This window comes from Ruegeria sp. G12, assembly GCF_056533565.1.
The window spans coordinates 44743-69627 of sequence record NZ_JBQFOO010000003.1; the positions used below are offsets into that span (position 1 = coordinate 44743).

The 24885-nt window shown below is 61.9% G+C and carries 24 protein-coding genes, 1 other RNA gene and 1 riboswitch; of the genes, 16 read left to right on the top strand and 9 right to left on the bottom strand.

Translation table 11 applies throughout. The features are described from left to right. Nucleotides 1-17: 17 nt before the first annotated feature. Together ACR0JN_RS07920 and nudC are read right to left on the bottom strand one after the other, a co-directional pair. Complete coding sequence (locus ACR0JN_RS07920) at nucleotides 18-485, bottom strand: SRPBCC family protein (RefSeq protein WP_480885046.1); 468 nt, start codon at nucleotides 483-485, stop codon at nucleotides 18-20. 39 nt (nucleotides 486-524) lie between these two features. Beyond that, complete coding sequence (nudC, locus tag ACR0JN_RS07925; protein ID WP_480885047.1) at nucleotides 525-1508, bottom strand: NAD(+) diphosphatase; 984 nt, start codon at nucleotides 1506-1508, stop codon at nucleotides 525-527. Between the two features lie 177 nt (nucleotides 1509-1685). Here nudC and ACR0JN_RS07930 point away from each other — a divergent pair, with 177 nt between their 5' ends. The 3 genes from ACR0JN_RS07930 to rsgA all read left to right on the top strand — a co-directional run bounded on the left by ACR0JN_RS07930 (nucleotide 1686) and on the right by rsgA (nucleotide 4881). After that, complete coding sequence (locus ACR0JN_RS07930) at nucleotides 1686-3560, top strand: bifunctional 2',3'-cyclic-nucleotide 2'-phosphodiesterase/3'-nucleotidase (RefSeq protein WP_480885049.1); 1875 nt, start codon at nucleotides 1686-1688, stop codon at nucleotides 3558-3560. A gap of 39 nt (nucleotides 3561-3599) precedes the next feature. After that, nucleotides 3600-3698, top strand: an RNA gene (gene ffs, locus ACR0JN_RS07935) — signal recognition particle sRNA small type. 157 nt (nucleotides 3699-3855) lie between these two features. Then, on the top strand, nucleotides 3856-4881 hold the full coding sequence (gene rsgA / locus ACR0JN_RS07940; RefSeq protein ID WP_480885050.1) for a ribosome small subunit-dependent GTPase A: 1026 nt from the start codon (nucleotides 3856-3858) through the stop codon (nucleotides 4879-4881). A 32-nt stretch (nucleotides 4882-4913) separates the two neighbouring features. Here the strand turns inward: rsgA and ACR0JN_RS07945 are convergent, their stop codons facing one another. After that, on the bottom strand, nucleotides 4914-5807 hold the full coding sequence (locus ACR0JN_RS07945) for an alpha/beta hydrolase family protein (protein WP_480885051.1): 894 nt from the start codon (nucleotides 5805-5807) through the stop codon (nucleotides 4914-4916). Nucleotides 5808-5929: 122 nt separating this feature from the next. Next, nucleotides 5930-6150: riboswitch (cobalamin riboswitch) on the top strand. A gap of 90 nt (nucleotides 6151-6240) precedes the next feature. Here ACR0JN_RS07945 and ACR0JN_RS07950 point away from each other — a divergent pair. Further along, complete coding sequence (locus tag ACR0JN_RS07950) at nucleotides 6241-6648, top strand: hypothetical protein (protein WP_480885052.1); 408 nt, start codon at nucleotides 6241-6243, stop codon at nucleotides 6646-6648. 1 nt (nucleotide 6649) lies between these two features. Here ACR0JN_RS07950 and ACR0JN_RS07955 read toward each other — a convergent pair whose 3' ends face one another. Continuing rightward, entirely contained in the window at nucleotides 6650-7153 is a 504-nt protein-coding gene (locus tag ACR0JN_RS07955) for a protein-tyrosine phosphatase family protein (protein WP_480885053.1), read from the bottom strand. Nucleotides 7154-7323: 170 nt separating this feature from the next. Between ACR0JN_RS07955 and ACR0JN_RS07960 the strand changes: the two genes are divergently transcribed. The 3 genes from ACR0JN_RS07960 to recR all read left to right on the top strand — a co-directional run bounded on the left by ACR0JN_RS07960 (nucleotide 7324) and on the right by recR (nucleotide 10186). Beyond that, the gene (locus ACR0JN_RS07960) at nucleotides 7324-9081 is read left to right on the top strand and encodes a DNA polymerase III subunit gamma/tau (RefSeq protein WP_480885054.1); all 1758 of its coding nucleotides are present in this window, start codon (nucleotides 7324-7326) and stop codon (nucleotides 9079-9081) included. Nucleotides 9082-9186: 105 nt separating this feature from the next. Then, on the top strand, nucleotides 9187-9531 hold the full coding sequence (locus ACR0JN_RS07965; RefSeq protein ID WP_480815898.1) for a YbaB/EbfC family nucleoid-associated protein: 345 nt from the start codon (nucleotides 9187-9189) through the stop codon (nucleotides 9529-9531). A 61-nt stretch (nucleotides 9532-9592) separates the two neighbouring features. Further along, a complete protein-coding gene (gene recR, locus ACR0JN_RS07970) occupies nucleotides 9593-10186 on the top strand; it encodes a recombination mediator RecR (RefSeq protein WP_480885055.1) in 594 nt (197 codons plus the stop codon). Nucleotides 10187-10219: 33 nt separating this feature from the next. On the opposite strand, the gene ACR0JN_RS07975 is transcribed toward recR, so the two are convergent. Then, on the bottom strand, nucleotides 10220-10741 hold the full coding sequence (locus ACR0JN_RS07975) for a hypothetical protein (RefSeq protein ID WP_480885056.1): 522 nt from the start codon (nucleotides 10739-10741) through the stop codon (nucleotides 10220-10222). Between the two features lie 100 nt (nucleotides 10742-10841). Between ACR0JN_RS07975 and ACR0JN_RS07980 the strand changes: the two genes are divergently transcribed. Continuing rightward, entirely contained in the window at nucleotides 10842-11330 is a 489-nt protein-coding gene (locus ACR0JN_RS07980) for a hypothetical protein (RefSeq protein ID WP_480885057.1), read from the top strand. Here ACR0JN_RS07980 and ACR0JN_RS07985 read toward each other — a convergent pair. Next, nucleotides 11327-11968 (bottom strand): ribonuclease T2 family protein, encoded by a 642-nt coding sequence (locus ACR0JN_RS07985; protein WP_480885058.1) that lies wholly within the window; start codon nucleotides 11966-11968, stop codon nucleotides 11327-11329. The two genes, ACR0JN_RS07980 and ACR0JN_RS07985, sit on opposite strands and share 4 nt — an antisense overlap. A gap of 130 nt (nucleotides 11969-12098) precedes the next feature. On the opposite strand from ACR0JN_RS07985, the gene ACR0JN_RS07990 reads away from it, so the two are divergent. Both ACR0JN_RS07990 and ACR0JN_RS07995 read left to right on the top strand, forming a co-directional pair. Beyond that, nucleotides 12099-12860, top strand: coding sequence for a DUF1013 domain-containing protein (locus ACR0JN_RS07990; RefSeq protein WP_480885059.1), 762 nt, complete (start codon nucleotides 12099-12101; stop codon nucleotides 12858-12860). A gap of 52 nt (nucleotides 12861-12912) precedes the next feature. Then, nucleotides 12913-13302, top strand: coding sequence for a hypothetical protein (locus ACR0JN_RS07995; RefSeq protein WP_480885060.1), 390 nt, complete (start codon nucleotides 12913-12915; stop codon nucleotides 13300-13302). 58 nt (nucleotides 13303-13360) lie between these two features. Here the strand turns inward: ACR0JN_RS07995 and ACR0JN_RS08000 are convergent, their stop codons facing one another. Continuing rightward, complete coding sequence (locus ACR0JN_RS08000) at nucleotides 13361-14392, bottom strand: permease (RefSeq protein WP_480885061.1); 1032 nt, start codon at nucleotides 14390-14392, stop codon at nucleotides 13361-13363. Then, the gene (locus tag ACR0JN_RS08005; protein WP_480885062.1) at nucleotides 14385-14693 is read right to left on the bottom strand and encodes an ArsR/SmtB family transcription factor; all 309 of its coding nucleotides are present in this window, start codon (nucleotides 14691-14693) and stop codon (nucleotides 14385-14387) included. Before ACR0JN_RS08005 ends, ACR0JN_RS08000 begins: the two co-directional genes overlap by 8 nt. A 136-nt stretch (nucleotides 14694-14829) precedes the next feature. Between ACR0JN_RS08005 and pdxR the strand changes: the two genes are divergently transcribed. From pdxR to ACR0JN_RS08035, 6 genes are all read left to right on the top strand, one after another. Beyond that, a complete protein-coding gene (pdxR, locus tag ACR0JN_RS08010) occupies nucleotides 14830-16290 on the top strand; it encodes a MocR-like pyridoxine biosynthesis transcription factor PdxR (RefSeq protein ID WP_480885063.1) in 1461 nt (486 codons plus the stop codon). A 126-nt stretch (nucleotides 16291-16416) separates the two neighbouring features. Further along, on the top strand, nucleotides 16417-18192 hold the full coding sequence (gene xsc, locus ACR0JN_RS08015) for a sulfoacetaldehyde acetyltransferase (RefSeq protein WP_480885064.1): 1776 nt from the start codon (nucleotides 16417-16419) through the stop codon (nucleotides 18190-18192). Nucleotides 18193-18196: 4 nt separating this feature from the next. Further along, the gene (gene pta / locus ACR0JN_RS08020; protein WP_480885065.1) at nucleotides 18197-19204 is read left to right on the top strand and encodes a phosphate acetyltransferase; all 1008 of its coding nucleotides are present in this window, start codon (nucleotides 18197-18199) and stop codon (nucleotides 19202-19204) included. An 87-nt stretch (nucleotides 19205-19291) separates the two neighbouring features. Continuing rightward, nucleotides 19292-22105: a molybdopterin oxidoreductase family protein gene (locus tag ACR0JN_RS08025; RefSeq protein WP_480885066.1), complete on the top strand. Its 2814-nt coding sequence runs from the start codon at nucleotides 19292-19294 to the stop codon at nucleotides 22103-22105. Nucleotides 22106-22196: 91 nt separating this feature from the next. After that, a complete protein-coding gene (locus ACR0JN_RS08030; protein ID WP_480885067.1) occupies nucleotides 22197-22946 on the top strand; it encodes a 4Fe-4S dicluster domain-containing protein in 750 nt (249 codons plus the stop codon). Further along, nucleotides 22946-23833 (top strand): dimethyl sulfoxide reductase anchor subunit family protein, encoded by an 888-nt coding sequence (locus ACR0JN_RS08035; protein ID WP_480885068.1) that lies wholly within the window; start codon nucleotides 22946-22948, stop codon nucleotides 23831-23833. The genes ACR0JN_RS08030 and ACR0JN_RS08035 overlap by 1 nt, the downstream gene beginning before the upstream one ends. A gap of 96 nt (nucleotides 23834-23929) precedes the next feature. Here ACR0JN_RS08035 and dapA read toward each other — a convergent pair whose 3' ends face one another. Next, entirely contained in the window at nucleotides 23930-24802 is an 873-nt protein-coding gene (gene dapA, locus ACR0JN_RS08040; RefSeq protein ID WP_480885489.1) for a 4-hydroxy-tetrahydrodipicolinate synthase, read from the bottom strand. Nucleotides 24803-24885: the final 83 nt, after the last annotated feature.

Genomic DNA, 24885 nt, shown 5'->3' on the forward strand with positions numbered 1-24885 from the left:
CAGACCGCCGTTCAGCCTCAAGACCCATAAAGATGCCGCTGTTCCAGCTCCCTCGCAAACTCGCTGAGCCGCACCTGAAACTGCTTGCGAAAGCGCGCCTGCCCCAGTTTCAGCGACTGCAGCAACAGCCGCGCGGGCAGGGATTTGGCGGCCAGGGACATCTCGACATTCAGCCGTGTTCTGCGCTGCGACAGGGCAAGGAAATCCACGGTCGTGACCCCGGCCATGCCTTTGCTGTTGGCCTCAAACCGCATCTGGGTGGGTCGGTCGCAATCGGTCATCAGCACCGACATTTGCCGGGGTTTGCCGCGCAGTTTGAACTCGGTATGCCAGGCGGTTCCGGCGTCGAACGGCGCGCCGCCTGCCGTCCGCCGCACCTCGATCCCCCGGCGCATGGCCAGGCGTTCGAACCGTTCGAAATCAGAAACCATCTCGAACACCGAATTGATCGGGGCCTCGATATCTTCGCGCGCTGAAAACTGCATATTGTCCTTTGCTGCCCGTGCATTTGGGCCAGTTTTTCCTTAGTCCAGCGTATCTGCAAGCCAGTTTTGCAAAAGGAAATGCGCAATCGCGCCTTTGCGCGCGGGCAGCAGGCTGGGATGCTCGCCCGCGAAGGCCTGCATCATCTCGGTTTTGCTGACCCACATCGCCTGTTCGATCTCGACCGGATCAATCTCGATCTCGCGCGACAGCGCTTCACCCGCGCAGCCGAACATCAGCGAGGCCGGGAACGGCCAGGGCTGGCTGGACAGGTACGAAACCGCCCCAACGGGCACGCCCGCCTCTTCCATCACTTCGCGGCGCACGGCGGCTTCCAGCGTTTCGCCCGGTTCCACAAACCCCGCCAGCAGCGAGAACATCCCCTCGGGCCAGCCCGGGGACCGCCCCATCAGGACACAATCGCCATGGGTGATCAGCATGATCACAACCGGGTCTGTGCGGGGGAAATGCTGGCCGCCGCAGGAGGGGCAACCGCGCTGCCATCCGGCCTGAGACAACTCGCTTGGCGCACCGCAGCGGGCGCAAAAGCGATGCGTCTGATGCCAGCCGATCACGGCTTTGGCGGTCGCCGCCAGTTCCGCGTCGCGCGCGGACAGGCGAGTCATGATCCGGCGCAACTCGGCAAACACATACCCTTTGGGCAGATCGGGGTGCTGCTGTTCGGATTTATCGACAAATTCGCCCAACCCAGTCAGATCAAGCCCTTCCGCCGCCCAATCCGAAATATCGGCGGCAAAAACCGGCGCGCCCGCCTCGGTGCATCCCAGAAGGATCGGCGCTTCCACCACCCCGCCCGGACCATTGCAAATCAGATCATGGCTCATCGGGATCAGCGCAAGCTGGTCTAGCCCTTCCCCCTGCACCAAAAGCTTTCCGCGCCAGACCAACATGCATCTGGCCATCGGATCACGACGCGCTGCATCCATCTTGTCACCGTCGCCACGAAGATGTGCCGCCCGGTTCAGGCCCGAGCCGCCAAATGTCACCAGTTCCGCGTTTTTCATTGAACGTCCTTTGGGTCTTGCGCACAGGGCTGCCACGTCTCATCCGGCGTTGCAATGGCAATTCACAGCCCCGAAGCCTCGGTATTGCCACGGAAAGGTCGCAGGGCAGCCCCGGAAAATTCATCTATTATACTTCTTAGTGAATTTGATTAAGAAACAGCATCCAAAAGTAGAAAATTGATATTAGACAAATCTTTAACTGGGCGAGAGCCCGAGAGAAAACCTCGGGCCAAAATTCGCATTCTTGCGACCACCGACCTGCATATGAACCTGACCGGCTTTGATTACTACGCCGATCGGCCCGATCCGGCGATTGGTTTCACGCGAACGGCCACGCTGATCCAGCAGGCTCGGGCGCAAGCGGGCGATGCCCTAACCCTGCTGTTTGACAATGGCGATTCCCTGCAAGGAACACCGCTGGGTGAATGGGCCGTGACCGAGGCGGAACGCCATCCGTTGATGCAGGCATTCGCGGTGCTAGGCTATGATGCAATCGGGCTTGGAAACCACGACTTTGAGTTTGGGTTGCCGGTACTCGACCACATTCTCGCGCAGGCCCCCTGCCCGGTGGTCTGCAGCAACATGCACCGCCGTGGCGCGCGGCAAGGTTGGGCAGGCAGCACAAGTCTTGAGCGCACGGTATCCCTGAACGGAAAGCCTGCAACCATCCGGATCGGAGTGGTGTCCGTTCTGCCGCCGCAAACCACCCGCTGGGCCTCTCACTTATTGCTGGACGAGGTTGTCGCCGAGGACATTCTGGAAGCAGCGCGGAAGCAGGTGCAACTGCTGCGTGCTGAGGGTTGCGATCTGGTCATCGCCCTGTCGCATTCCGGCCTCGGCGGGTCAGAGGCCACGCCCGGGTTGGAAAACGCCACCATCCCTCTGGCCGCGATTGACGGTATCGATGCCGTCATCGCAGGGCACACGCATCTCACCCTGCCCGGCCCGGCGCATGACGGGCTTGCGCATGTGGAACCTCTGGCCGGGCGCATCCATGGTAAACCCGCCGTCATGGCCGGATCGGCGGGCTCTTATCTGGGAGTGATCGATTTGTCGCTGTCTCAGGACCACCGGGGCATCTGGCGGGTTGAAGAAAGCCACGCGGACTTGCACCCGGTCTTGCCCGACACCGACCCCGTTCCCGAACACCCCGATCTGGTCCGGCTTTTTGCACCAGCGCATGAGGGGACGCGGGCCATGGTCGCCGAACCGGTCGCCCGGATTGCCGATGATCTGCACAGCAATTTCAGCCTCTGCGCACCGGATCGGGGGCTGGCGTTACTGGCGGCGGCGCAGGCTGCAGCGTTGCGCCCGCATCTGATGGGCCCTGATCTGGCCGGTCTGCCGGTCCTGTCGGCGGTAGCGCCCTGCAAAAGCGGTGGGCGATCCGGCCCGCGTTGGTACAGCGACGTCCCCGCCGGGGAAATCTGTCTGCGCCACATCGCGGATCTGCATTTGTTTCCCAACGAATTGCGAGGGATCATCGCGACGGGCGCTCAGGTGCAGGACTGGCTTGAGATGTCGGCGAGCGTCTTCAACCAACAGGCCCCCGGCCAAACCCGTGATCTGATCGATTCCCGGCGCGTGGGATACAATTTTGACGTTCTATTCGGCCTCAACTATCGGATCGACCTGTCCCAACCCGCGCGGTTCGATGCCGAGGGGGCCTTGACGGACCTCACCCACCAACGGGTCAGAGAGGTTGAGTTCCAAGGCAAGCCAGTCGATCCGGACCAGAAATTTGTCGTCGCGCTGAACAATTACCGCGCCAGCGGAGGCGGGAATGTCCGGGCGCTGTTAAATGCGCGACTCCTTGACCTGCCCAAGTTGGACATAAAGGAGATTCTGCGGGCTTACCTGTCCAATAACCTGCCGCAGGACCCGCTTGAAAATGCTCTGCACCCTTTCTCGTTTTTCCCTATTTCAGGGGCCTCTGCCATCCTCAGAACCGGTCCCGGCGCGATCAAGTATTTGGACGAGCTGGACATCTTTGCCCCTGAACAACTGGGGCGCGACGGGGACGGGTTCGAGCAGATACGCCTGACACTCTGACGGGTTGTCTTTTGCCCGGCACCTGCCTATATCGGAGATTGAGAGGTTGGCGCGGGCGAGCGCCTCGCCAACCTGGTCAGGTCCGGAAGGAAGCAGCCACAACGAGCCCCGCTTGGGTCGATGTCCAACCTCTCACTTAGTCAAACCCCAGCCGCAGGAGGGCTTTTATGAATGTAGCAAAGACCCTTCGGGCAGAGCGGTTCTGAACCCAATCCACGCGACTGCCTGACCCCACGACCGACGGATGCGCGCCTGCCATCTGTGGGTTTTGCTGTACCTGAACACAGGCAGACCAATGACTTTTACCCTTAAGGACCTCGGATGGTCCTCTTACTTTGCCGCGCAGCACGCGGCCAATCCGTCGTGCACCCCCTATCGCATCAGCGCCGTCCACCGCGACCGGCTGATCGGCGTGAATGCGGAGGGCGAAACGCCGCTTTCACCTGATCGTCCCACCGGCGAATTTGCCGTTGGCGACTGGGTGCTTAGCGACAACCACACCCGAATCCGCCACTTGCTGGACCGGCGCAGCACACTGCAACGCCACGCCGCAGGCACCGGGGCCGAGGCACAGCTGATCGCCGCCAATGTGGACGTTCTGTTCATCGTCAGCTCGTGCAACGCCGATTTCAACCTGCCCCGGCTGGAGCGGTATCTGGCACTGGCCCATCAATCCGGCTGCTACCCGGTCGTTGTTCTGACCAAGGCGGACACCTGCGCCAACCCGTCGGACTACGCCGTCCGGGCGCAGGCACTGGCTCCATTCCTGACGGTTCTGACCGTGAACGCGCGGGAGGCTGATGACATAAAGCAAGTCCTGTCGTGGTGTTCTACGGGGCAGACAGCCGCGCTGGTCGGGTCGTCCGGCGTCGGCAAGACCACGCTGGCAAACGGAATGACCGGGCGGCAGGACGGCACCGCAGGCATCCGCGAAGACGACGCGCGGGGGCGGCACACCACGACATCGCGGGCCCTGCACCGTATGCAAAACGGCGGTTGGCTGATCGACACGCCGGGCATGCGCGCCCTGCGACTGCTGGACGCGCATGAGGGCGTGGATGAGGTGTTCTCGGACATCCTCGAACGTGCCGCCTTATGCCGGTTTTCGGACTGCCAGCATCAGGGTGAACCCGGTTGCGCCGTACAGGCGGCGATTGCGGGCGGCACGCTGGATGCCGACCGGCTGGAGCGTTGGCGGAAGCTGCGGCGCGAGGATCAGAGGAACTCGGAAACCGTGGCGCAATCGCGGGCGCGCGACAAGGCGTTTGGCAAAATGGTGCGGTCCGTGATGCAGGACAAGAAATCCCGCAAAGGGCTATGAGTGCAGGGGCACCGAGAACCCGGTGCCCTTTCTCAGCCAATCAGGCGCGGCCAGACAGCTGCGTTGCGCCGCGCAAAAACGCCGATATGGCCGATCTCGCGCAGTCCGAAATCCTGCGGGGACAGCAGATGCCGTTTCGCCTCGGGTCCGTACAGATCGGCCAGCCGCCAAACGGCTTGCGGCGGCACCATCTGATCGTCCTCAAAAGTGAACAGATTTACCGGTACGCCTGACCCTGCCCATTTGGCCTCTGGCAGCCCCTTGCCAATCTCGGGCACGTAGTTCAGCGGTGCCGTGCACCATCTACGCCACTGCCAATACACAGGCCCAGGTAAATCCGAGCCAAATCCCAGCGCCTTGCCCGGCAGATACCCCATCATCCGCACCGCCAACGGCGCGTGGCCGTACCAGAACAGCCCCGCCAGCGCCCGATAGGGCCAGGGGTGATCCGTCAGCGTAACCAGCCCGGAACACACGCAGATCATGCGGTCGATTCGGTCGATATCCGGCTGCACCGGCCCCAGCATCGCGCCGACCGAATGGCCAATGGTCCAGTGCTGCGCGTTGGGAAAACGCCGCCGCATCTCGGCGCGGGCGGCGGGCATGTCGGTCAGAGCCCAATCCGCCATCGTGACCTTTGAGTGTTTCAGTGACCCCGACGCGGACGTCCCGAAATCGCGATAGTCATAGGTCAGGCAGGCCATGCCCCGCTCAGATGCCAGCCACTGCGCGAAATGCCGGTAATAGTCGCGCGGAACGCCGGTGGCGCTGTTCAGCGCGACAACCGTTTCCGGCTCGGTCACAGGCTGGTACAACCGCGCCGACAGCATCGCCGGGCCGGAGGGAAACTGAAAATCTTCGGTCAACACCGTCTGCTGCGCGTCCAACATGGAACCCTCGGGATCAATCTGAACCAATCGGTTCATTTTCTGATCAGGCACTGAACGGCGCGGGCAAGTCAACAGCTAACCCGCATGACCAAACGTCCGCTTCGGGCGATCAGCGCAAGACTCGGATCAAGATCAGCTTGACTCGGGCCCCGGCCAACCGCTAGCGATTGTGTGATGGTTTCCGGCCCCCACAAGGTGTCGGGATGAAAAGGGAACTCGGTGCGGTTCTGCCCGGCGATGCCGGAACGAACCAAGGCCGCGACTGCCCCCGCAACTGTAAGCGGTGAGCACTGCCGGAACACCACTGGCCGAAAGGCTGGGAAGGTCGGCAACGCTTTGACCCGCAAGTCAGGAGACCTGCCATCAAAAACTGAAACCGAAACTCGGGCGGGGTGTCCGGGCAGGTCCTGACAGCTTCGCGCAGTCCCGCCTGATCCGCATCCCCCGTCCGCCGCGCGGAGGGCGCAGGATGATCTGGAAGACGAAGACACATCAATTCACCGCAACCGTATGCCAGCGGACCGGCAAAACCTGTCCGGCGCTGGCCCGAATGGCGCGGACGCTGACGCAAGCGGTTGCGCAGGCCGGGCCCGTAACCACCGATAAATTCGAAATCGAAGGCAGCAGCGAATTGAGCTTTTGCCCCGGCGGCTGCACCGCCCGGTTTCGGGCGCGCCCGGATCAGATCCGTGTGTTTTGTGGCAGGGAGGCCGAGGATGATCTGGAAGCGCTGGACCGCTATGCCGACATGATCTTTGGCACAGGCTTGGACACATTGCCCTCAAGCGCAATCACCAGCCCGCCCTGCGCCATGCTTGAAGTCACCGCAATTGCCTCGCGCGAAGTGCCAGCGCAGGTTCATCAGGTTTCGCCCTGAACTAGACGCTACTTACAGCCTGCGCCGTCCCGACGGCCCAGGCCATCTGCCCCTCGGTCTCGACCGCGCAGGCCCGGATGGCCCGCAACCGTGAAAGTGCCTTGTCCGGGGCCTCTCCGCTTTCGACCATAAGCCGCAGCACAACCATGCCCGACCGGCCACATCCACCCCGGCAATGGACTAGCACCCGCCCGCCACCGGACAGCGCCTGCCGCACCGTCGCGCTGACCGAGGGCCACGCGTCGACGACCGCCTGCGGCGGCGCACCAAAATCTTCAACCGGCAGATGCACCCAACGGCTGGCCCGACCCTGAATATCGCTGCCGAAATCCTGCGCACCGTGCTGCAACATCTCAACCGCAGTAGTCATCGAAATCACCAGCCCCGGCTTCCAATCCGAAATCAGGTCCAGATCGCCGGAATAATCCCCGCTGCAGCCCGGAATCGGCGTCAACGCCAGCGTACCGCCCCCAACCTGCAGCGCATAGATTGCCATCTGAGACATAAACCGAGCCCCCTCGTACAATAATCGCCAAAAATACAGTCTCTGAAATAGGCTGAACCAGTTTACGCAAGGACCGGCGTTTTCCAAAACAAAAATCCTGACGACACGCTGTGGACGCGGGCGGCGGCGACCTCTACGCTGCGGCAGACCTCGAATCCGCGAAAGCAGACATGACCGACACGCCCAGCCCTGCCTATCAGGTTCTCGCCCGCAAATACCGCCCGGAAACCTTCGCCGATCTGGTCGGTCAGGACGCCATGGTGCGCACGCTGAAAAACGCGTTCGAGGCGGATCGGATCGCCCAAGCCTTTGTCATGACAGGCATTCGTGGCACCGGCAAAACCACCACCGCGCGGATCATCGCCAAGGGTATGAACTGCATCGGGCCGGATGGTCAGGGCGGCCCCACGACCGAACCCTGCGGCCAATGCGAGCATTGCCTAGCGATCATGGAAGGCCGCCATGTCGACGTGATGGAGATGGACGCCGCCAGCCGCACCGGCGTCAATGATATCCGCGAGATCATCGACAGCGTGCGCTATCGCGCGGCCTCGGCCCGTTACAAGATCTACATCATCGACGAGGTCCACATGCTCTCGACCAGCGCCTTCAACGCGCTGCTCAAGACGTTGGAAGAACCGCCCGAGCATGTGAAGTTCATCTTCGCCACCACCGAGATTCGCAAGGTGCCGGTCACAGTCCTGTCACGCTGCCAGCGCTTCGACCTGCGCCGGATCGAGCCCGAGGACATGATCGGCCTGCTGCGCAAGATCGCCGACGCCGAAGGCGCGCAGATCGCCGAGGACGCGCTAGCGCTGATCACCCGGGCCGCCGAGGGCTCGGCCCGTGACGCGACCTCGCTGCTGGATCAGGCGATCAGCCACGGCGCGGGTGAGACCAGCGCCGATCAGGTGCGCGCGATGCTAGGTCTGGCTGACCGGGGTCGCGTGCTGGACCTGATCGACATGATCCTGCGCGGCGATGCGGCGGGCGCGCTGACCGAACTCAGCGCGCAGTATGCCGAAGGGGCCGACCCGCTGGCCGTCCTGCGCGATCTGGCCGAGATCACCCATTGGGTCTCGGTGGTGAAAATCACTCCCGACGCCGCCGATGACCCCACGGTCTCCCCCGACGAACGCGCCCGGGGCCAGCAAATGGCCGAGGCGCTGCCGATGCGCGTCTTGACCCGCATGTGGCAGATGCTGCTGAAAGCGCTGGACGAGGTCTCGGCCGCCCCAAACGCCATGATGGCCGCCGAGATGGCTGTGATCCGCCTGACCCATGTGGCCGACCTGCCCAGCCCCGAAGAGCTGATCAAACGCCTGCAGGACGCCCCGCCTCCGCCAAATGGCCCCGGTGGCGGTGTCCCTCTGTCGAACAATGGCGCACCGCCGGTTCAGGCCAGCGCCGCGCCTGCCACCTACGCCCCCGCCCCGCGCGGATCGGGCAGCGCGCCAGTGGCAGCGCTGGCGCAGGAGACACAGGCCGCCCTCGCCCGCTATCCGACCTTTGACCACGTGGTCGAACTGATCCGCGCCAACCGAGACGTGAAATTGCTGGTCGAGGTCGAGACCGGCCTGCGTCTTGTGTCGTACCAGCCGGGCCGGATCGAATTCACCCCTGCCTCGCAGGCCCCGACGGACCTCGCCCCTCGGCTTGGCTCTGCCCTGCAACGCTGGACCGGCAACCGCTGGGCCGTCTCCATCGTCTCCGACGGCGACGCACCAACCATTGCCGAAGTGCGAGATAAGGCCGAACTTGCCTTGAAAGCCGAGGCCGAGCAGCATCCGCTGGTGCAGGCAGTGCTGGCCCAGTTCCCCAAGGCAAAGATCGCCCGAATCGAAACCCCCGAAGAACGCGCGGCCAAGGTCGAAACCGAAGCCCTGCCCGAGGTCGAAGACGAATGGGACCCGTTCGAGGAGGATTGACTACACCCCCAAAACTCTCCCGCGCCCAGTAAAGGCTCTGGCCTCTTGTGCGGGACGGTTGGCCTCCGTATTTAGGCCTCAAGCAGAGATTACAGGAGAATACCGATGCTCAAAGGACTAGGCGGTCTGGGCGATATGGCCAAGATGATGAAATCCGCGCAGGACCTGCAAACCAAGATGACCGAGATGCAGGAGGAACTGAACAATCTGATGGTTGTCGGCGAATCCGGTGCGGGCCTGGTCAAAGCCACCGCCACCGCCAAGGGCGAGCTCAAGGGTCTGGACATCGACCCATCGATCTTCAACGGCGACGACAAGGAAGTGGTCGAAGACCTGATCCTCGCCGCCATCAAGGACGCCCAGACTAAGGCCACCGAGCGCGCGCAGGCCGAGATGGCCAAGCTGACCGAAAGCATGGGCCTGCCTGCAGACATCAAGCTGCCGTTCTGATCTTTATCTTTTCAAAAATACTCCCGCCGGAGGCTCCCTCCGGCGTCACACAGGACAGCCCGTGAGTTCGAACAGCGACATCGACAATCTGATCGACCTGATGGCCAAGCTGCCCGGCCTCGGCCCCCGCTCGGCCCGCCGGGCGGTGCTGCACCTGATCCGCAAACGTGCCCTGCTGCTGACGCCCCTGTCCGACACCATGCAGCAGGTCGCCATCACCGCCCGCGAATGTCTGAACTGCGGTAATGTGGGCACCACCGACATATGTGACATCTGCGATGCCGAGGCCCGCGCGACCGGCGAGCTCTGCGTGGTCGAAGACGTCGCCGACCTCTGGGCGATGGAGCGCGCAGGCGTATTCAAAGGCCGCTACCACGTGCTCGGCGGCACGCTCTCTGCGCTGGACGGCGTCGGCCCCGACGAATTGCGCATTCCCCGCCTCAAGGACCGGGTCACAGCCGAAGGCATCACCGAGGTCATCCTCGCCCTAAACGCCACCGTCGATGGCCAGACCACCGCCCATTATATCGCCGACCAACTGGAAGGTCAGGTCCGACTGACCTCACTGGCGCAAGGCGTACCGATTGGGGGCGAGTTGGACTATCTGGATGACGGGACGATTACGGCGGCGCTCAGGGCGCGGAAAGAACTCTGAACCTTTCAGAGGTTCCTTTCATTAATGCACGATCTAGGTTCTGGTAATATTGCAGCGTAGCAGCCATTCGCCAGGCAAAACGTTAACGGCCACGTTGTTCGGTAGTCTGTAAAATGACATGGTGCGATAGCTCCAAGCGTATGGAACGCATTCTTTTAGTGCCGCCGCATGCAAAAAGAACTGAAACTCCCTTGGAGCATTTCTTAGTGTATCAAAGAACGAGTTTCGAAACTCTGCCTCCGCACCAAATGCACTGATTTCTCTGTTGCGCAGGATGGTTGCGTAAGCGCCGACAAAGACAGCCGACAGGCCCATGGTCAAGACAACAAACACAGGCAAGATCACTGGCGATTTGAATGCAAGCCTTTGCAAAAACGCGCTGACCAAAAACCCAAGAAGACCGCCAAGTAACACGAAGACTGGCCAAAAAGGGGCACCCAATCGACCGTTCCAAAACGTAAGAAGAGCGATGGGCTGAAACACACCTCCGAAAAGGATGATTGCAGTTACGGAGTAAGCTAAAATGCCGAGCAGAGCGGTGAATAGTAGCTTCATTGGCTCCCTATCATCCTAATATTTCAATAAAATTACAGCTTTGTAATTCAAGAAAAGATCACTAACGTCAATGGATCGATATTAGTTTCAGAGTAGTTCAATGCACCGCCTTCTCGCCCTAACCATCGCCACCTTAACCGCCACCGCCACCCTCGCCCAACAACTCATCGACAAAGGCTTTGTCGAAGGCTGGAACATCATGATGGACCCTGCGCTTGGCAACGGGTGCCTGATCCAGACGGTATATCAGGACCTCTCGGTGGTGCGCATAGGCTATGACGCGCTGGACAATCGCGGGTATTTCGCCGTCTACAACAAGGCCTGGGGCGACATTAAGCAGGGCGAGAGCTATCCGATCCGGTTCGAACTGGACGGGAAAAGCTTTGACGCCACCGCCATCGGGTTCAATGAACGCGACGTGCCGGGGGCGACTGTGTTCTTCACCGACCGCAATTTCGTCACTGCGATTGCCCAAAACAAGACCCTGACCGTTTACAACCCGGCAGGTGAGACCGTCATGGCGATTGATCTGAAAGGCACGGCAAAGGCGCTGGAATACGCGCGGGAATGCCAAAGCGGCGAGCTTTAACGAATCGGATCGAACAGCGCGTCCGTCGCAGTGCAGTCGCGGATCACGTCCCGGCCACAGGGCACCGGGTCAAGGGCGCGGGACAGGCACAGGCGGACCTCTTCGATATAGCGCTGTTTGCAGGTGATGGTGATCATGTCGCGTTCAAGCGTCGGGTTCGCCTTCAGAAACGCCTCTTCCACTACCGAGGCAGGCAATTTGACCGACTGGTCCAGCTTGCGGAACACCTGCGGGCGCTGGACGTCCTCATAGGCCCGCCGGGACAGCGCGAAATAGTCGGACGCAGAAAGCCCCGTGCACGTCCCGTGTTTCTTCCACTGATGCCACGCTAGGCCGGAAGACCCCTGAATATCCTCCATTTCGCGAGTCATGGCCCGCGATGGCGGGGCATTCGGCGTGGGGCAGTACGACGGCCAGCCCTGATGATATTGCGGCCAAAGCCCGTGCAGGATCCAGCCGTGATCATGCCGCGCGTCACACTGGTCCGACCCGCGTGCATCGCCTTCGCGGGCGCACCAGTTGGGCGACCAGCTGAGCGACAGGACGTAGTAGTCGAACGCACCCGCCTTTTCGCCCTCGGGCAGCGCCGCCACGGCGCTCAGCACCCACACTATCAGCCCTAAAATCCCTTGGCGCATTCGCCTCTTCCCTTCTTAACGTGACGCGACTATATAAGCCCCAAGTTCCCCGACAACGGAAACCTGCCCCAAGACCTCGGGGCCGCCGAATTCCGGCGACGGGACAGATGTATTCAAAGGAGACGGGCTGATGGCAAAACCCCTGATGGCCAAGGCAACCGCCGTATGGCTGGTGGACAACACCACGATCAGCTTCAAGCAGATCGCGGATTTCGTAGGCATGCACGAGCTGGAAGTGCAGGGCATCGCTGATGGCGACGTAGCCGCTGGCGTGAAAGGGTTCGACCCGATTGCCAACAACCAGCTGACGCAGGACGAGATCAACACTGCGCAGAACAACCCGCTGCACAAGCTGAAGCTCAAGTTCAATCCGTCTGCCGCTGGTGAAGAAAAGCGCCGTGGCCCGCGGTATACGCCGCTGTCCAAGCGTCAGGACCGCCCGAACTCGATCCTTTGGCTGGTCAAGTTCCACCCGGAACTCAGCGATGGCCAGATCGCCAAGCTGGTCGGCACCACCAAGCCGACAATCCAGTCGATCCGCGAGCGCACGCACTGGAACATCTCGAACATGCAGCCCATCGATCCTGTCGCTCTGGGCCTTTGCAAACAGTCGGAACTGGATGCCGTCGTTCAGAAAGCCGCCGCGAAGAAAGCCGCCGAGGGCGGCGTCATGAGCGATGATGAGCGCCGCAAGCTGGTCTCGACCGAGCAGTCGCTGGAAATGGACGCCGCGCCCAAGATCCCGACCGCCATCGAAGGTCTGGAGACATTCTCGCTGTCCGACGATTCCGAGGACGAGAAAGACGACGAACCGATGGTCGACGCGGACAGCTTCTTCAACCTGCCCAAAGGCGGCGGTGAGGAAGAAGACGAAGAGACCCCGCGTTTCTGATGCTCTGACAGCCCCGGCCTGAACGGTCCGGGGCTTTTCTTACGGAAAACCCATGCTGAACGTTCTGTCCGCTGTTTTTGGCCCGCACCGCGCCGTTTCGATTTATGCCTTTCTCAGAACCTGGGGGCTGGGTCTGGCCGGTGGTGTGGTCATGATTATCATCGTCACCAGCCTTTTTGTGCTGGGTGATGACGGTGAGCATGAGCATCATTCCTTCATGACCGTCCCGGTCCTGTCGGCCACTGCAATCAACGGAGACCTGCGGAACGGCGTCATCGCCTCGGTCCGGTTGCCGGATGGATCTGCCGCCTCGATCACCTCGACCGAGGCACCGGTATCCCAGACCGTCGGCACCAGCGCCTGCGTGGAAAAGCGGGTTTACGTGGAAAGTGGCGAGGCGCGGTATCGGTTCAAGCTTCCACGCTTCTGCGACGCGGGCTGAGTTTATGAATGTCCAAGAAGAAACCGCCCGGCGACTGTGCCGGGCGGTTTTTTTGTTTTCAGATCATCTGGAACAGGATGCCAGTGACGATTGCGCCGCCGACCCCCAGGCCCAGATAGGTGGCAAACACGCGTGGTTTGACCAGTGACCAGACCGCCGCCATGGCCGGTATTGAACTGACCGCCCCGGCGACCATAAAGGCCATCGCAGCACCGGCGCTCATGCCCTGTTCCATCAGGCCCGCCAACAGGGGCGGCGCGACGTAGGAGTTCAGGTAGGCGGGCATTCCGACCAGAGCGGCGGTGACGATGGGCAGCACGCCTTCGCCTCCGACAACGCGGGCGATTAGATCGGCGGGCACGTAGCTGACCAGCAACGCCTCCAGAACATAGGCCAGCGCCAGCCATTTCAGCAGGAACAGACCGTTGTGGATGAATTCAGATTTGAAGCGCTGGATACGCTCGGGCTCTTGCCAAAACTTCCACACCGGTTTGTCATCCTGTTTTGGACCACAGCCGCAACATCCTGCAGGTTTGTAGACGCGCAAGGGCTGCGCGAATGCCCCCTGTTTCATCAGCAGACGCACGGCGAAGCCTCCGAACAGGCCCAGCGCGACAGCGGCGACTGCTTTGCCGATTGCAAACGGCCAGCCCAACGCGCCTGCGGTGATCAGCAGGGTCGGCGGGTCGATCAGCGGTGAGCTCAGCCAGAACGCCATAACCGCGGACAACGGAGCGCCCAGCGCCAGCAGCCCGGCGATAAAAGGAATGACCTCGCAGGAACAGAACGGGGCCAGACCGCCGAAGAGTGCGGCCAGAAAGATCATCCGCGTTTCGCGCCCTTCAAAGGCGCGCGCCACCATGACCTCGGCCCCGGTGGCCTTGAGGTAGGACAGCAGAAGAACGGCGAACAGGATGTACTGGCCGGTATGAGCCAGCGCTTTGGCGGCAAAAGTGACAACCTCGGCCCAGTTGCCCGGGTCCAGAACGGCCACCGCCGCAAGGATCGCGACGATCAGCGCCCAGGGGGTCTTGATCAGATCGACCAGAGCCTTTGCCGAGGCTTTGGGATTTTGCGTCAACTCAGCCATCGTTCGCGGCCTTTCCCACTTCGTCAGCGCAGCATTCGCTGAGGATGAACTGCGCCAGATTTCTAAGCTCGTCATAGCAGGCGCGGTTGATCGTGCTGCGCCCGGTTTTCTCTTGCTCGACGACGCCCCCGGCCGCGAGGAACCGCAGGTGATGCGCCAGCGTGGACGGCGCAATACCCGTCCGGTTTTGGATTTCTCCGACGGTCAGTCCGGCCTCACCAGCGCGGACCAGCGTTTTCAGAACCTTCAGCCGGGCCTCGGACCCCATGGCTGAAAAGCCTGCTGCGGCGGTTTCCCACATCTGATCTCTCCATAAAACTAATTTTCTGGTTATTTAGTTTAATTGTTCAAAGGCGTCAACCTGAATTCTTCGCCAGATGGCAAAATTACGTTAAGTCCAGATTGCCCAATGCATAAGTCCAACTTATAAGAAAGCTATGGGAATATCGGTCGATACCTTCTTTCTTGAGCTTAACGGACAAGGCACGCTGCAGGCACAGATCCAGCAGATGATTGCCGAGGGCATCCTGTCGGGCCGCTTCCATGTCGGGGAAAAGCTGCCGTCGTCACGCAAGCTTGCCGCGCATCTGGGCGTCAGCCGGATCACCGTCACGCTGGCCTATACCGAGTTGCTGGCAAACGACTACCTGACCGCAAAGGGCCGATCGGGCTATTACGTTTCGCAAAACGCGCCGGTGCCGCCCAAATATACCCCCGTCCAGCGCGGGAATGAAACCGTGGACTGGGACAAGGCGCTGGCCCGCACCTATTCGGGCGGAGACGTTCTGCCGAAACCCACTGACTGGCGCAGCTATCGCTATCCGTTCATCTACGGGCAGGCCGATCGCACCCTGTTTGACCACGCCAACTGGCGGCTCTGCGCTGTGCGGGCGCTGGGGCACAAGGATTTCGACTCGTTGACCGCGGATTACGTGGATCAGGACGACCCGCTGCTGGTCGAATTCATCGCCCGCCACACTCTTCCCCGCCGGGGTATCGCTGCGCGACCCGAAGAGATTCTGATCACGATGGGCGCTCAGAATGCGCTCTGGCTGGCCTCGCGCATCCTTTTGAACAATGGGCGCAAGGCGGCGATTGAAGACCCGTGTTACTACGCGTTGCGGGACCTGCTGAACCATTGGGACTGCACGGTTGCGCCGTTGAAGGTGGACCGGGACGGGTTGCCGCCGGATGCGATCCCGGATGATGTCGATGTCATTTTCACCACTCCCAGCCATCAAAGCCCGACAACCGCGACCATGCCGGTGGATCGGCGCACCGCCCTGCTTGACCGGGCGCGCGATCTGGACGCGATGATTGTCGAAGATGATTACGAGTTCGAGATGGCCTTTCTCGGCGCGCCCTCGCCCGCGCTGAAATCCATGGATCGCGATGGACGGGTGATCTATGTGGGCAGTTTCTCGAAATCCCTGTTTCCGGGCCTTCGGCTGGGCTACATGGTCGGGTCCGAGCGGTTCATTCGCGAGGCGCGCGCCCTGCGATCGCTGGTCCTGCGCCACCCGCCCGGTCATATTCAGCGCACGGCGGCCTATTTCCTGTCGCTTGGCCATTACGACGCGCAGATCAGACGCATGTCCAATGCGCTGGCGGATCGTCGCCGGGCACTGGACGCCGCCATAGACCAGCATGGCCTTACGGTTGCCGGGCGCGGCATTCTGGGCGGCTCGTCCATCTGGATGGCCGCACCCGACAGCACCGACACAAAGCAGCTTGCGCGCGCCCTGCAAAGCCAGAGCGTTCACATTGAACCCGGAGAGCCGTTCTTTTCCGGCCCCGACAGGCCAAGCAACTTCTATCGGCTGGGCTATTCCTCGATTGCCACGGACCGGATCGAGCCCGGAATCAAGCTGATCGCCAAGGCCATTCGGGCGGGGTAAAACCTCCTCTGGATATAATCCGCCCCGCGTTCTGGCCCTAACGCCGCTCCGCCCCATGGGTCACAACCATATGCAACGGCGGGGCGGGGTGCCCGGCCTTTCCACATATGCGCGGAGAAAACTCAGATGAAAATGACCACTGAAGAGGCTTTTGTTAAGGTTCTGCAAATGCACGGGATCGAGCATGCCTTCGGCATCATCGGTTCAGCCTTCATGCCCATTTCCGACATTTTCCCCAAGGCCGGTATCACCTTCTGGGACTGCGCGCACGAAGGCTCGGGCGGGATGATGGCGGATGGCTATACCCGCGCCACCGGCAAAATCTCGATGATGATCGCGCAGAACGGCCCCGGTATCTCGAACTTCGTGACCGCCGTGAAAACCGCTTACTGGAACCACACACCGCTGCTGCTGGTGACGCCGCAGGCCGCGAACAAGACCGTGGGTCAGGGCGGGTTCCAGGAAATCGAGCAGATGAACATGTTCGCCGACTGCGTCTGCTATCAGGAAGAGGTCCGCGATCCGTCGCGCATGGCCGAGGTTCTCAGCCGCGTGATCCAGAACGCAAAACGCTACAGCGCGCCAGCACAAATCAACGTGCCGCGCGATTACTTCACGCAGGTTGTCGACATTGAACTGCCCCGCATCGTCGATTTCGAACTGCCCTCGGGTGGCGAGGCCGCGCTGGATGAGGCTGCCGAGCTGCTGTCGAACGCGCGTTTCCCGGTGATCCTCAACGGCGCGGGCGTGGTGCTGGCGGGCGCGATCCCATCCACCGTTGCGCTGGCCGAGCGTCTGGATGCACCGGTCTGCTGCGGTTACCAGCACAATGACGCCTTCCCCGGCTCGCACCCGCTGCATGCTGGCCCCTTGGGCTATAACGGCTCGAAAGCCGGGATGCAGTTGATCTCGAAAGCCGACGTCGTTCTGGCGCTGGGCACCCGGCTGAACCCGTTCTCGACCCTGCCTGGCTATAGCATCGATTACTGGCCAACTGACGCGAAGATCATTCAGGTTGACGTAAAACCCGAGCGGATCGGCCTGACCAAGCCCGTCACCGTGGGCATCGTTGGTGACGCCAAAAAGGTCGCCGATACCCTTCTTGCGAAACTCTCCGGTACCGCCGGTGACGAAGGCCGTCAGGCGCGCAAGGATCTGATCGCCACCACCAAATCGGCCTGGGCGCAGGAACTGTCCTCGATGGATCACGAGCAGGACGATCCCGGCACCACTTGGAACGAGCGCGCGCGCTCGGCCAAACCGGACTGGATGAGCCCCCGCATGGCGTGGCGCGCCATTCAGTCGGCTCTTCCGAAAGAGGCGATCATCTCGTCCGATATCGGCAACAACTGCGCCATCGGCAACGCCTATCCGTCCTTTGAAGAGGGCCGCAAATATCTGGCCCCCGGCCTGTTCGGCCCCTGCGGCTATGGCCTGCCGTCGGTGATCGGTGCCAAGATCGGCTGCCCGGATACGCCTGTGGTTGGTTTCTCGGGCGACGGGGCTTTCGGCATCGCCGTGACCGAACTGACCGCGATTGGCCGCGAGGAATGGCCCGCGATCACCCAGATCGTCTTCCGCAACTACCAGTGGGGCGCGGAAAAGCGGAACTCGACCCTGTGGTATGACGACAATTTTGTCGGCACCGAGTTGGACACTCAGGTCTCTTACGCTGGCATCGCAAAAGCCTGTGGCCTGAAAGGTGTGGTCGCCCGCACGATGGACGAACTGACCGCCGCGCTGAATCAGGCGATTGAGGATCAGAAGAACGGCATCACCACCCTGATCGAAGCGATGATCAATCAGGAACTGGGCGAGCCCTTCCGCCGCGACGCCATGAAGAAGCCGGTGGAAGTTGCCGGGATCAGCGCGGCGGACATGACCCCGCAGGTCGGGGCGTAACGGCTTGAAACCCCTGCGCGCAATACTCGGGGTTGCGACCAGCTCTGACAAGATCATCGCCCTGTCCGAGGGCGATGATCCGCGCGTTGTAGAGGGGGCAGTGAAAGCCATCAAAGAAGGCGTCGCACGCATTATTCTTGTGGGCGACATGGCCAGTGTCTCGGCCCTGTTGGAGGCGCATGACGGCTACGACCGGGACCGGATCGAGGTTCACGACCCAAAGACCTCGGCCCACGCTCCGGCCTTGGCACAGGCCTTGTATGAGTTGCGCCGCCACAAAGGCATGACGCCCGAGGACGCGCGCGAACAGGTGTCCAACCGCCTGGTCTATGCGGCATTGCTGGTGCAGCAGGGCCTGGCCGACGGCACGGTCGGCGGCGCGGTCGAGACCACTTCGGACACCGTGCGCGCGGCGCTGCAGATCATCGGCACCGCGCCCGATGCTGCCATGGTGTCCAGCTTCTTTCTGATGTTGTTCTGTCAGGATCATCACGAGGTCAAAGGCGCGCGCATCTTTGCCGATTGCGGCCTGATCGTGGACCCGGACGCGCAGGAAATGGCGGAAATCGCCCGGGCCTCGGCCGCGTCCTACACCGCCCTTACCGGTGATACGGCGCGGGTAGCGATGCTGTCCTTTTCCACATCAGGCAGCGCGGACCACCCAAAAGTATCCAAGGTGGTCGAGGCCACGCAAATCGCGCGCGCCGCCGACCCGACCCTTCTGATCGACGGAGAGCTGCAGTTCGACGCCGCCTTCGTCCCCGAGGTCGCGGCCACAAAAGCAACCGATTCCCCGCTGAAGGGCGAGGCGAATGTCTTTGTCTTCCCCAGCCTGAACGCGGGCAATCTTGGCTACAAGATCGCCCAGCGGATCGGCGGGGTCGAAGCCATCGGACCGGTGCTGCAGGGGCTGGCCAAGCCAGCGAACGATCTGTCGCGCGGTTGCTCCTCCGAGGATATCCTGCACATGATCGCAGTAACGGCGGTGCAGGCTCAGCAAGCGGGTCGATAAGAAAAAGCCGGACAAACCAAGGTCGCAAAATTGTTCTGATCCGGGCGAGATGCTGTAATGATCAGACCGACAGCCAAAGAGACGTATATGAACCAGCCAGTTATCGACACATCGCCAAAGGTCTCGGACGAGGTCCGCAAGACCACCTGCTACATGTGCGCCTGTCGGTGCGGCATCAACGTTCACATGAAAGACGGCAAGGTTGCGTACATCGAGGGCAACCGGGACCACCCGGTCAACAAGGGCGTTCTGTGCGCCAAGGGCAGTGCGGGCATCATGCAGGTCAATGCGCCCTCGCGCCTGCGCAAGCCGCTGCGCCGGGTTGGCCCGCGCGGGTCCGGAGAATTCCGCGAGATCGAATGGGACGAAGCGATCAGCACCGCCGTCGGCTGGCTGAACGAGCTGCACGAAACCGCCCCCCAGAAACTGGCCTTCTTCACCGGGCGCGACCAGAGCCAGAGCTTTACCTCGTTCTGGGCGCAGAATTTCGGCACACCCAACTACGCGGCCCATGGCGGGTTCTGCTCGGTCAATATGGCGGCGGGTGGCATCTACACGATGGGCGGCGCGTTCTGGGAATTTGGCCAACCGGATTGGGACCACACCAAGCTGTTCATGCTGTTCGGCGTGGCCGAGGATCACGACAGCAACCCGATCAAGATGGGCATCGGCAAGATCAAGGCGCGCGGCGCGCGGGTGATCGGGGTCAATCCCATCCGCTCGGGCTATAACGCCGTGGCTGACGATTGGGTCGGGATCACGCCGGGCACCGATGGGCTGTTCATCCTGTCGCTGATCCATGTGCTGATGAAGGCGGGCAAGATCGACCTCGACTACCTTGCCCGCTACACCAACGCCCCGGTTCTGGTGAACGCCGCCGAAGGTCCCGAGAAGGGCCTGTTCCTGCGCGATGCCGACGGCAAACCGCTGGTGATCAACCGCGTGACCGGTCAGCCAACCGCCTTCGACAAACCCGGCGTGCGCCCGGACCTGTCGGCCACCTATGACAAAGACGGCATCACCCACCGCCCCGTCTTTCACCTGATGGCCGAGAAATACCTCTCGGACGATCACGCCCCCGAAAACGTGGCCGCGCGTTGCGGCGTCCCAGCCCAGAAAATCCGCGCCATCGCCGCCGAAATCGCCCGCGTCGCCTTTGACGAGGCCATCGAGTTGGACCAGGAATGGACCGACTTCCGGGGCGAAAAACACAGCAAAATGACAGGCCGTCCGGTCAGCTTCCACGCCATGCGCGGCATCTCGGCCCACGCCAACGGCTTTCAGACCTGCCGCGCGCTGCACGTGCTGCAAATCCTGCTGGGCACAGTCGAGGTTCCCGGCGGTTTCCGTTTCAAACCACCCTACCCCAAACCGGTCGAGGCTCACCCCACGCCGCACGGCGACCGCCGCCCGGGCCGCCCGCTGGAAGGCCCCCACCTTGGCTTCCCCCGCGGCCCCGAGGACCTTCTGCTGGACGAGAACGGCACCGCCCAGCGCATCGACAAGGCGTTCACATGGGAAAACCCGATGTCAGCCCATGGTCTGATGCATATGGTGATCTCAAACGCCGCCGCCGGCGATCCCTACAAGATCGACACTCTGTTCATGTACATGGCGAATATGTCGTGGAACTCGTCCATGAACACCAAAGGCGTGATGGAGATGCTGTCGGCCCGCAATGAAGACGGCAAATACGTCATCCCGAGGATCATCTATTCCGACGCTTATTCGTCCGAGATGGTTGCCTATGCCGACCTGATCCTGCCCGACACCACCTATCTGGAACGCCACGACTGTATCTCACTGCTGGATCGCCCGATCTGCGAGGCCGACGCCGCAGCCGACGCCATCCGCTGGCCTGTGGTGGAGCCCGACCGTGACGTGCGCGGCTTCCAGTCGGTGCTAATCCAACTGGCCAACCGCATGCGCTTGCCCGGCTTCACCAACGAAGACGGCACGCCCAAATGGAAGGATTACGCCGACTACATCGTCAACCACCAGCGCAAGCCCGGCATCGGCCCGCTCGCCGGATTCCGGGGCGAAAACGGCGACAAGGAAGGGCGCGGAGAGGTCAATCCCGACCAACTCAACCGCTACGTCGAAAACGGCGGCTTCTACGTCGCCCACATCCCCGAAGGCGCGGATTACTACAAACCCTGGAACGCGGCCTATCAGGATTGGGCCGTTGGAATGGGCCTCTATGACAGCCCCCAACCTTACCTGTTCCAGCTATATTCCGAGCCGATGCGCAAATTTCAACTGGCCGCAGAAGGGCATGGCTACCGCCAGCCGCCCGACCACCTGCGCCAACGCCTCAAAGACACGATGGACCCGCTGCCCATCTGGTACGAGACCGACCAGCAAGGGAACGACGGCTTCACGGTCAACGCCCTGACCCAGCGCCCGATGGCGATGTATCACAGTTGGGGCACCCAGAACGCATGGCTGCGCCAATTACACGGACGCAACCCGCTTTATGTGCCGACCAAACTGATGCGACAGCACAACCTGCAGGACGGCGACTGGGCCAAAGTCACCTCTCCGCACGGAGAAATCACAGTGCCGGTCATGGAAATGGCCGCGCTGAATGAAAACACCGTCTGGACCTGGAACGCGATCGGCAAACGCAAAGGCGCTTGGGCGCTACAAGAAGACGCGCCCGAAGCCACCAAGGGCTTCCTGCTCAACCACCTGATCCACGAGCTTCTGCCCCCCAAAGGCGACGGCATGCGTTGGGCCAACTCGGACCCCGTGACCGGGCAAGCCGCATGGTTCGACCTGAAAGTGAAGATCGAAAAGGCCCGCCCTCCGGCAGATGCCGAAAGCCAGCCCGAATTCGCCCCCATCAAATCCCCAGTAGGCACCGGCCCAAGGGACCTTGCATGGAAAGTCGGCAAATGACCCGATCCGAACTTCATCTGTCCAAAAGTATCCCGGGGTCTGGGGCAGAGCCCCAGTCCGCCCTGACCACCCGCACAGAGACAAGGCAGCCATGACTCAGCTTCCCCAATCCACCGAGCGCAAAATGGGTCTGGTCATCGACCTGGACACCTGCGTCGGCTGCCACGCCTGCGTGATCTCCTGCAAAGGCTGGAACACCGAAAACTACGGTGCGCCGCTTTCCGATCAGGATGCCTACGGGGCCAACCCCTCGGGCACCTTCCTGAACCGGGTGCACTCCTATGAGGTGCAGCCAGAAAATGGCCACGCGCAACTGATCCATTTCCCGAAATCCTGCCTCCATTGCGAGGACGCGCCTTGCGTCACGGTCTGCCCCACCGGGGCCAGCTACAAACGGGTCGAGGACGGCATTGTGCTGGTCAATGAAAGCGACTGCATCGGCTGTGGACTCTGCGCCTGGTCCTGCCCCTATGGCGCGCGCGAGATGGATATGGCCGAGGGCGTGATGAAGAAATGCACCCTCTGCGTCGACCGGATTTACAACGAAAACCTACCGGAGGAAGACCGTGTACCGTCCTGTGTGCGTACCTGCCCGGCGGGTGCCCGGCATTTTGGCGATCTGGGCGACCCCGAGAGCGATGTCAGCAAACTGGTGGTCGAGCGCGAAGGCATGGACCTGATGCCCGAAATGGGCACCAAACCGGTCAACAAATACCTGCCGCCCCGGCCCAAGGATCAGGTCGAGGATCAGATCGACATTCTGGCCCCCCTGCTTGCCCCGGTTGCCGAGGACCCCAAGGGCTTCCTCGGCTGGCTCGACAAAACTCTGGAGAAGCTCTGATGCACCCGGCCCCTTCTGTCATCATCTTCACGACCTTCTCCGGGCTGGGCTTCGGGCTGCTGTTTTTCCTGGGCCTCGGCCAGCCTGCGGTGACCGGCTTTGTCGCGTTCGTCTTCTACGCCATCGCCTATGCGCTGGCGGTCGGTGGCCTGCTGGCCTCGACCTTCCATCTGGGGCATCCTGAACGCGCCTGGAAAGCCTTTAGCCAGTGGAAATCAAGCTGGCTCAGCCGCGAAGGGGCCTGCGCCGTTGCGGCGCTTGTCGTTATGGGGCTGTACGCGCTGGGAGCGGTGTTTCTAGGCAGCCATTGGGCGCTGTTGGGGTGGATCGGGGCGCTGCTCAGCCTTGCCACGGTGTTTACGACCTCGATGATCTACACCCAGCTCAAGACCATTCCCCGCTGGAACATGAACCTGACGCCAGCAATGTTCCTGTCGTTCAGCCTTGCAGGAGGCGCTTTGCTGGCCGGGGCCGAGGTGCTGGCCCCTTGGCTGTTGGTCCTCGCAGGGGCCGTTCAGCTTGCATACTGGGCCAAGGGCGACGTCGCACTGGCCCGCTCCGGCACCACGTTGGGCACCGCCACCGGGTTGGGGGGCCGGGGCACTGTCCGTGCCTTTGAGCCGCCACATACGGGCACCAACTACCTGCTGCGCGAATTCGTGCACGTGGTCGGTCGCAAACATGCGCAGAAGTTGCGGGTGATGTCTTTTGGTCTGGCTTTTGCCCTGCCCTTGCTGCTGATCCTGATCCCGGTTGCAGGTGTTGCGATCAAGCATGTCTTTGCGCTGCTGGCCGTGTTGTCGCATCTGACCGGCGTCGTGATCTCACGCTGGTTGTTCTTTGCGCAGGCGGAACATGTCGTGGGGCTCTATTACGGCAAGCGGTAGCGGAGGGGGCCAGCCCCCTCCTTGGCCTTTCAGGCCAATTCCTCCCCCGGGATATTTTCGGCCAGATGAAGAGCGGATCCGGTTTGGGGCCGCGGTTTACAGCAGGCCCGCATGCACCATGGCGGCGTCGATGGTGGCTTTGGTGCTGTCCTCAAGCTCTGTCAGGGGCGAGCGGACTTCAGCACTGCAGCGGCCCAGTTTGCTGAGCGCGTATTTCGCGCCCACCAGTCCAGGTTCGATAAAGATGGCCTCGTGCAGGGGCATCAGGCGGTCCTGATAGGCCAGCGCTTTGGCATAGTCGCCCTCCAGCGTGGCCTGCTGGAATTCGGCGCAAAGCTTGGGTGCGACATTGGCCGTGACCGAGATGCAGCCGACCCCGCCATGGGCATTGAAGCCCAGCGCAGTGGCGTCCTCGCCGGAGAGTTGGCAGAATTCGGGCCCACAGGCAGCACGCTGCTGGCTGACGCGCGCCAGATCGCCGGTTGCGTCCTTGACGCCGATGATGCGCGGCAGTTTCGACAGCTCTCCCATCGTCTCGGGCGTCATGTCGATGACCGAACGGCCGGGAATGTTGTAGATGACGATCGGGATATCGGCGCAGTCATGCAAGGTACGGTAATGGGCCAGCAGACCTTTCTGCGTCGGCTTGTTGTAGTAGGGCGTCACCACCAGCGCCGCATCTGCGCCGACTTTCTTCGCAAACTGGACGAAGCGAACCGCCTCGACCGTGTTGTTCGAGCCCGCACCGGCGATGACCGGAACCCGGCCCGCGGCGGCCTTCACAACCTCTGCTACAACGGTTTCATGCTCTTCATGGCTCAGCGTCGGGCTTTCGCCGGTCGTGCCCACGGGCACCAAGCCGGTCGAGCCTTCCTCTACGTGCCACTCTACCAGGTGTTTGAGCGTATCCAGGTCCAACTCGCCGTTTCTGAACGGGGTGACGAGGGCTGGCATCGAGCCTTTGAACATGACACGCTCCTTAAGGTGCAGTTTGTGGTTTTCACGCCCCGGTCCGCCTCGTTTGAAGGTTTGTGAGTTGATCCCGGCAGCGC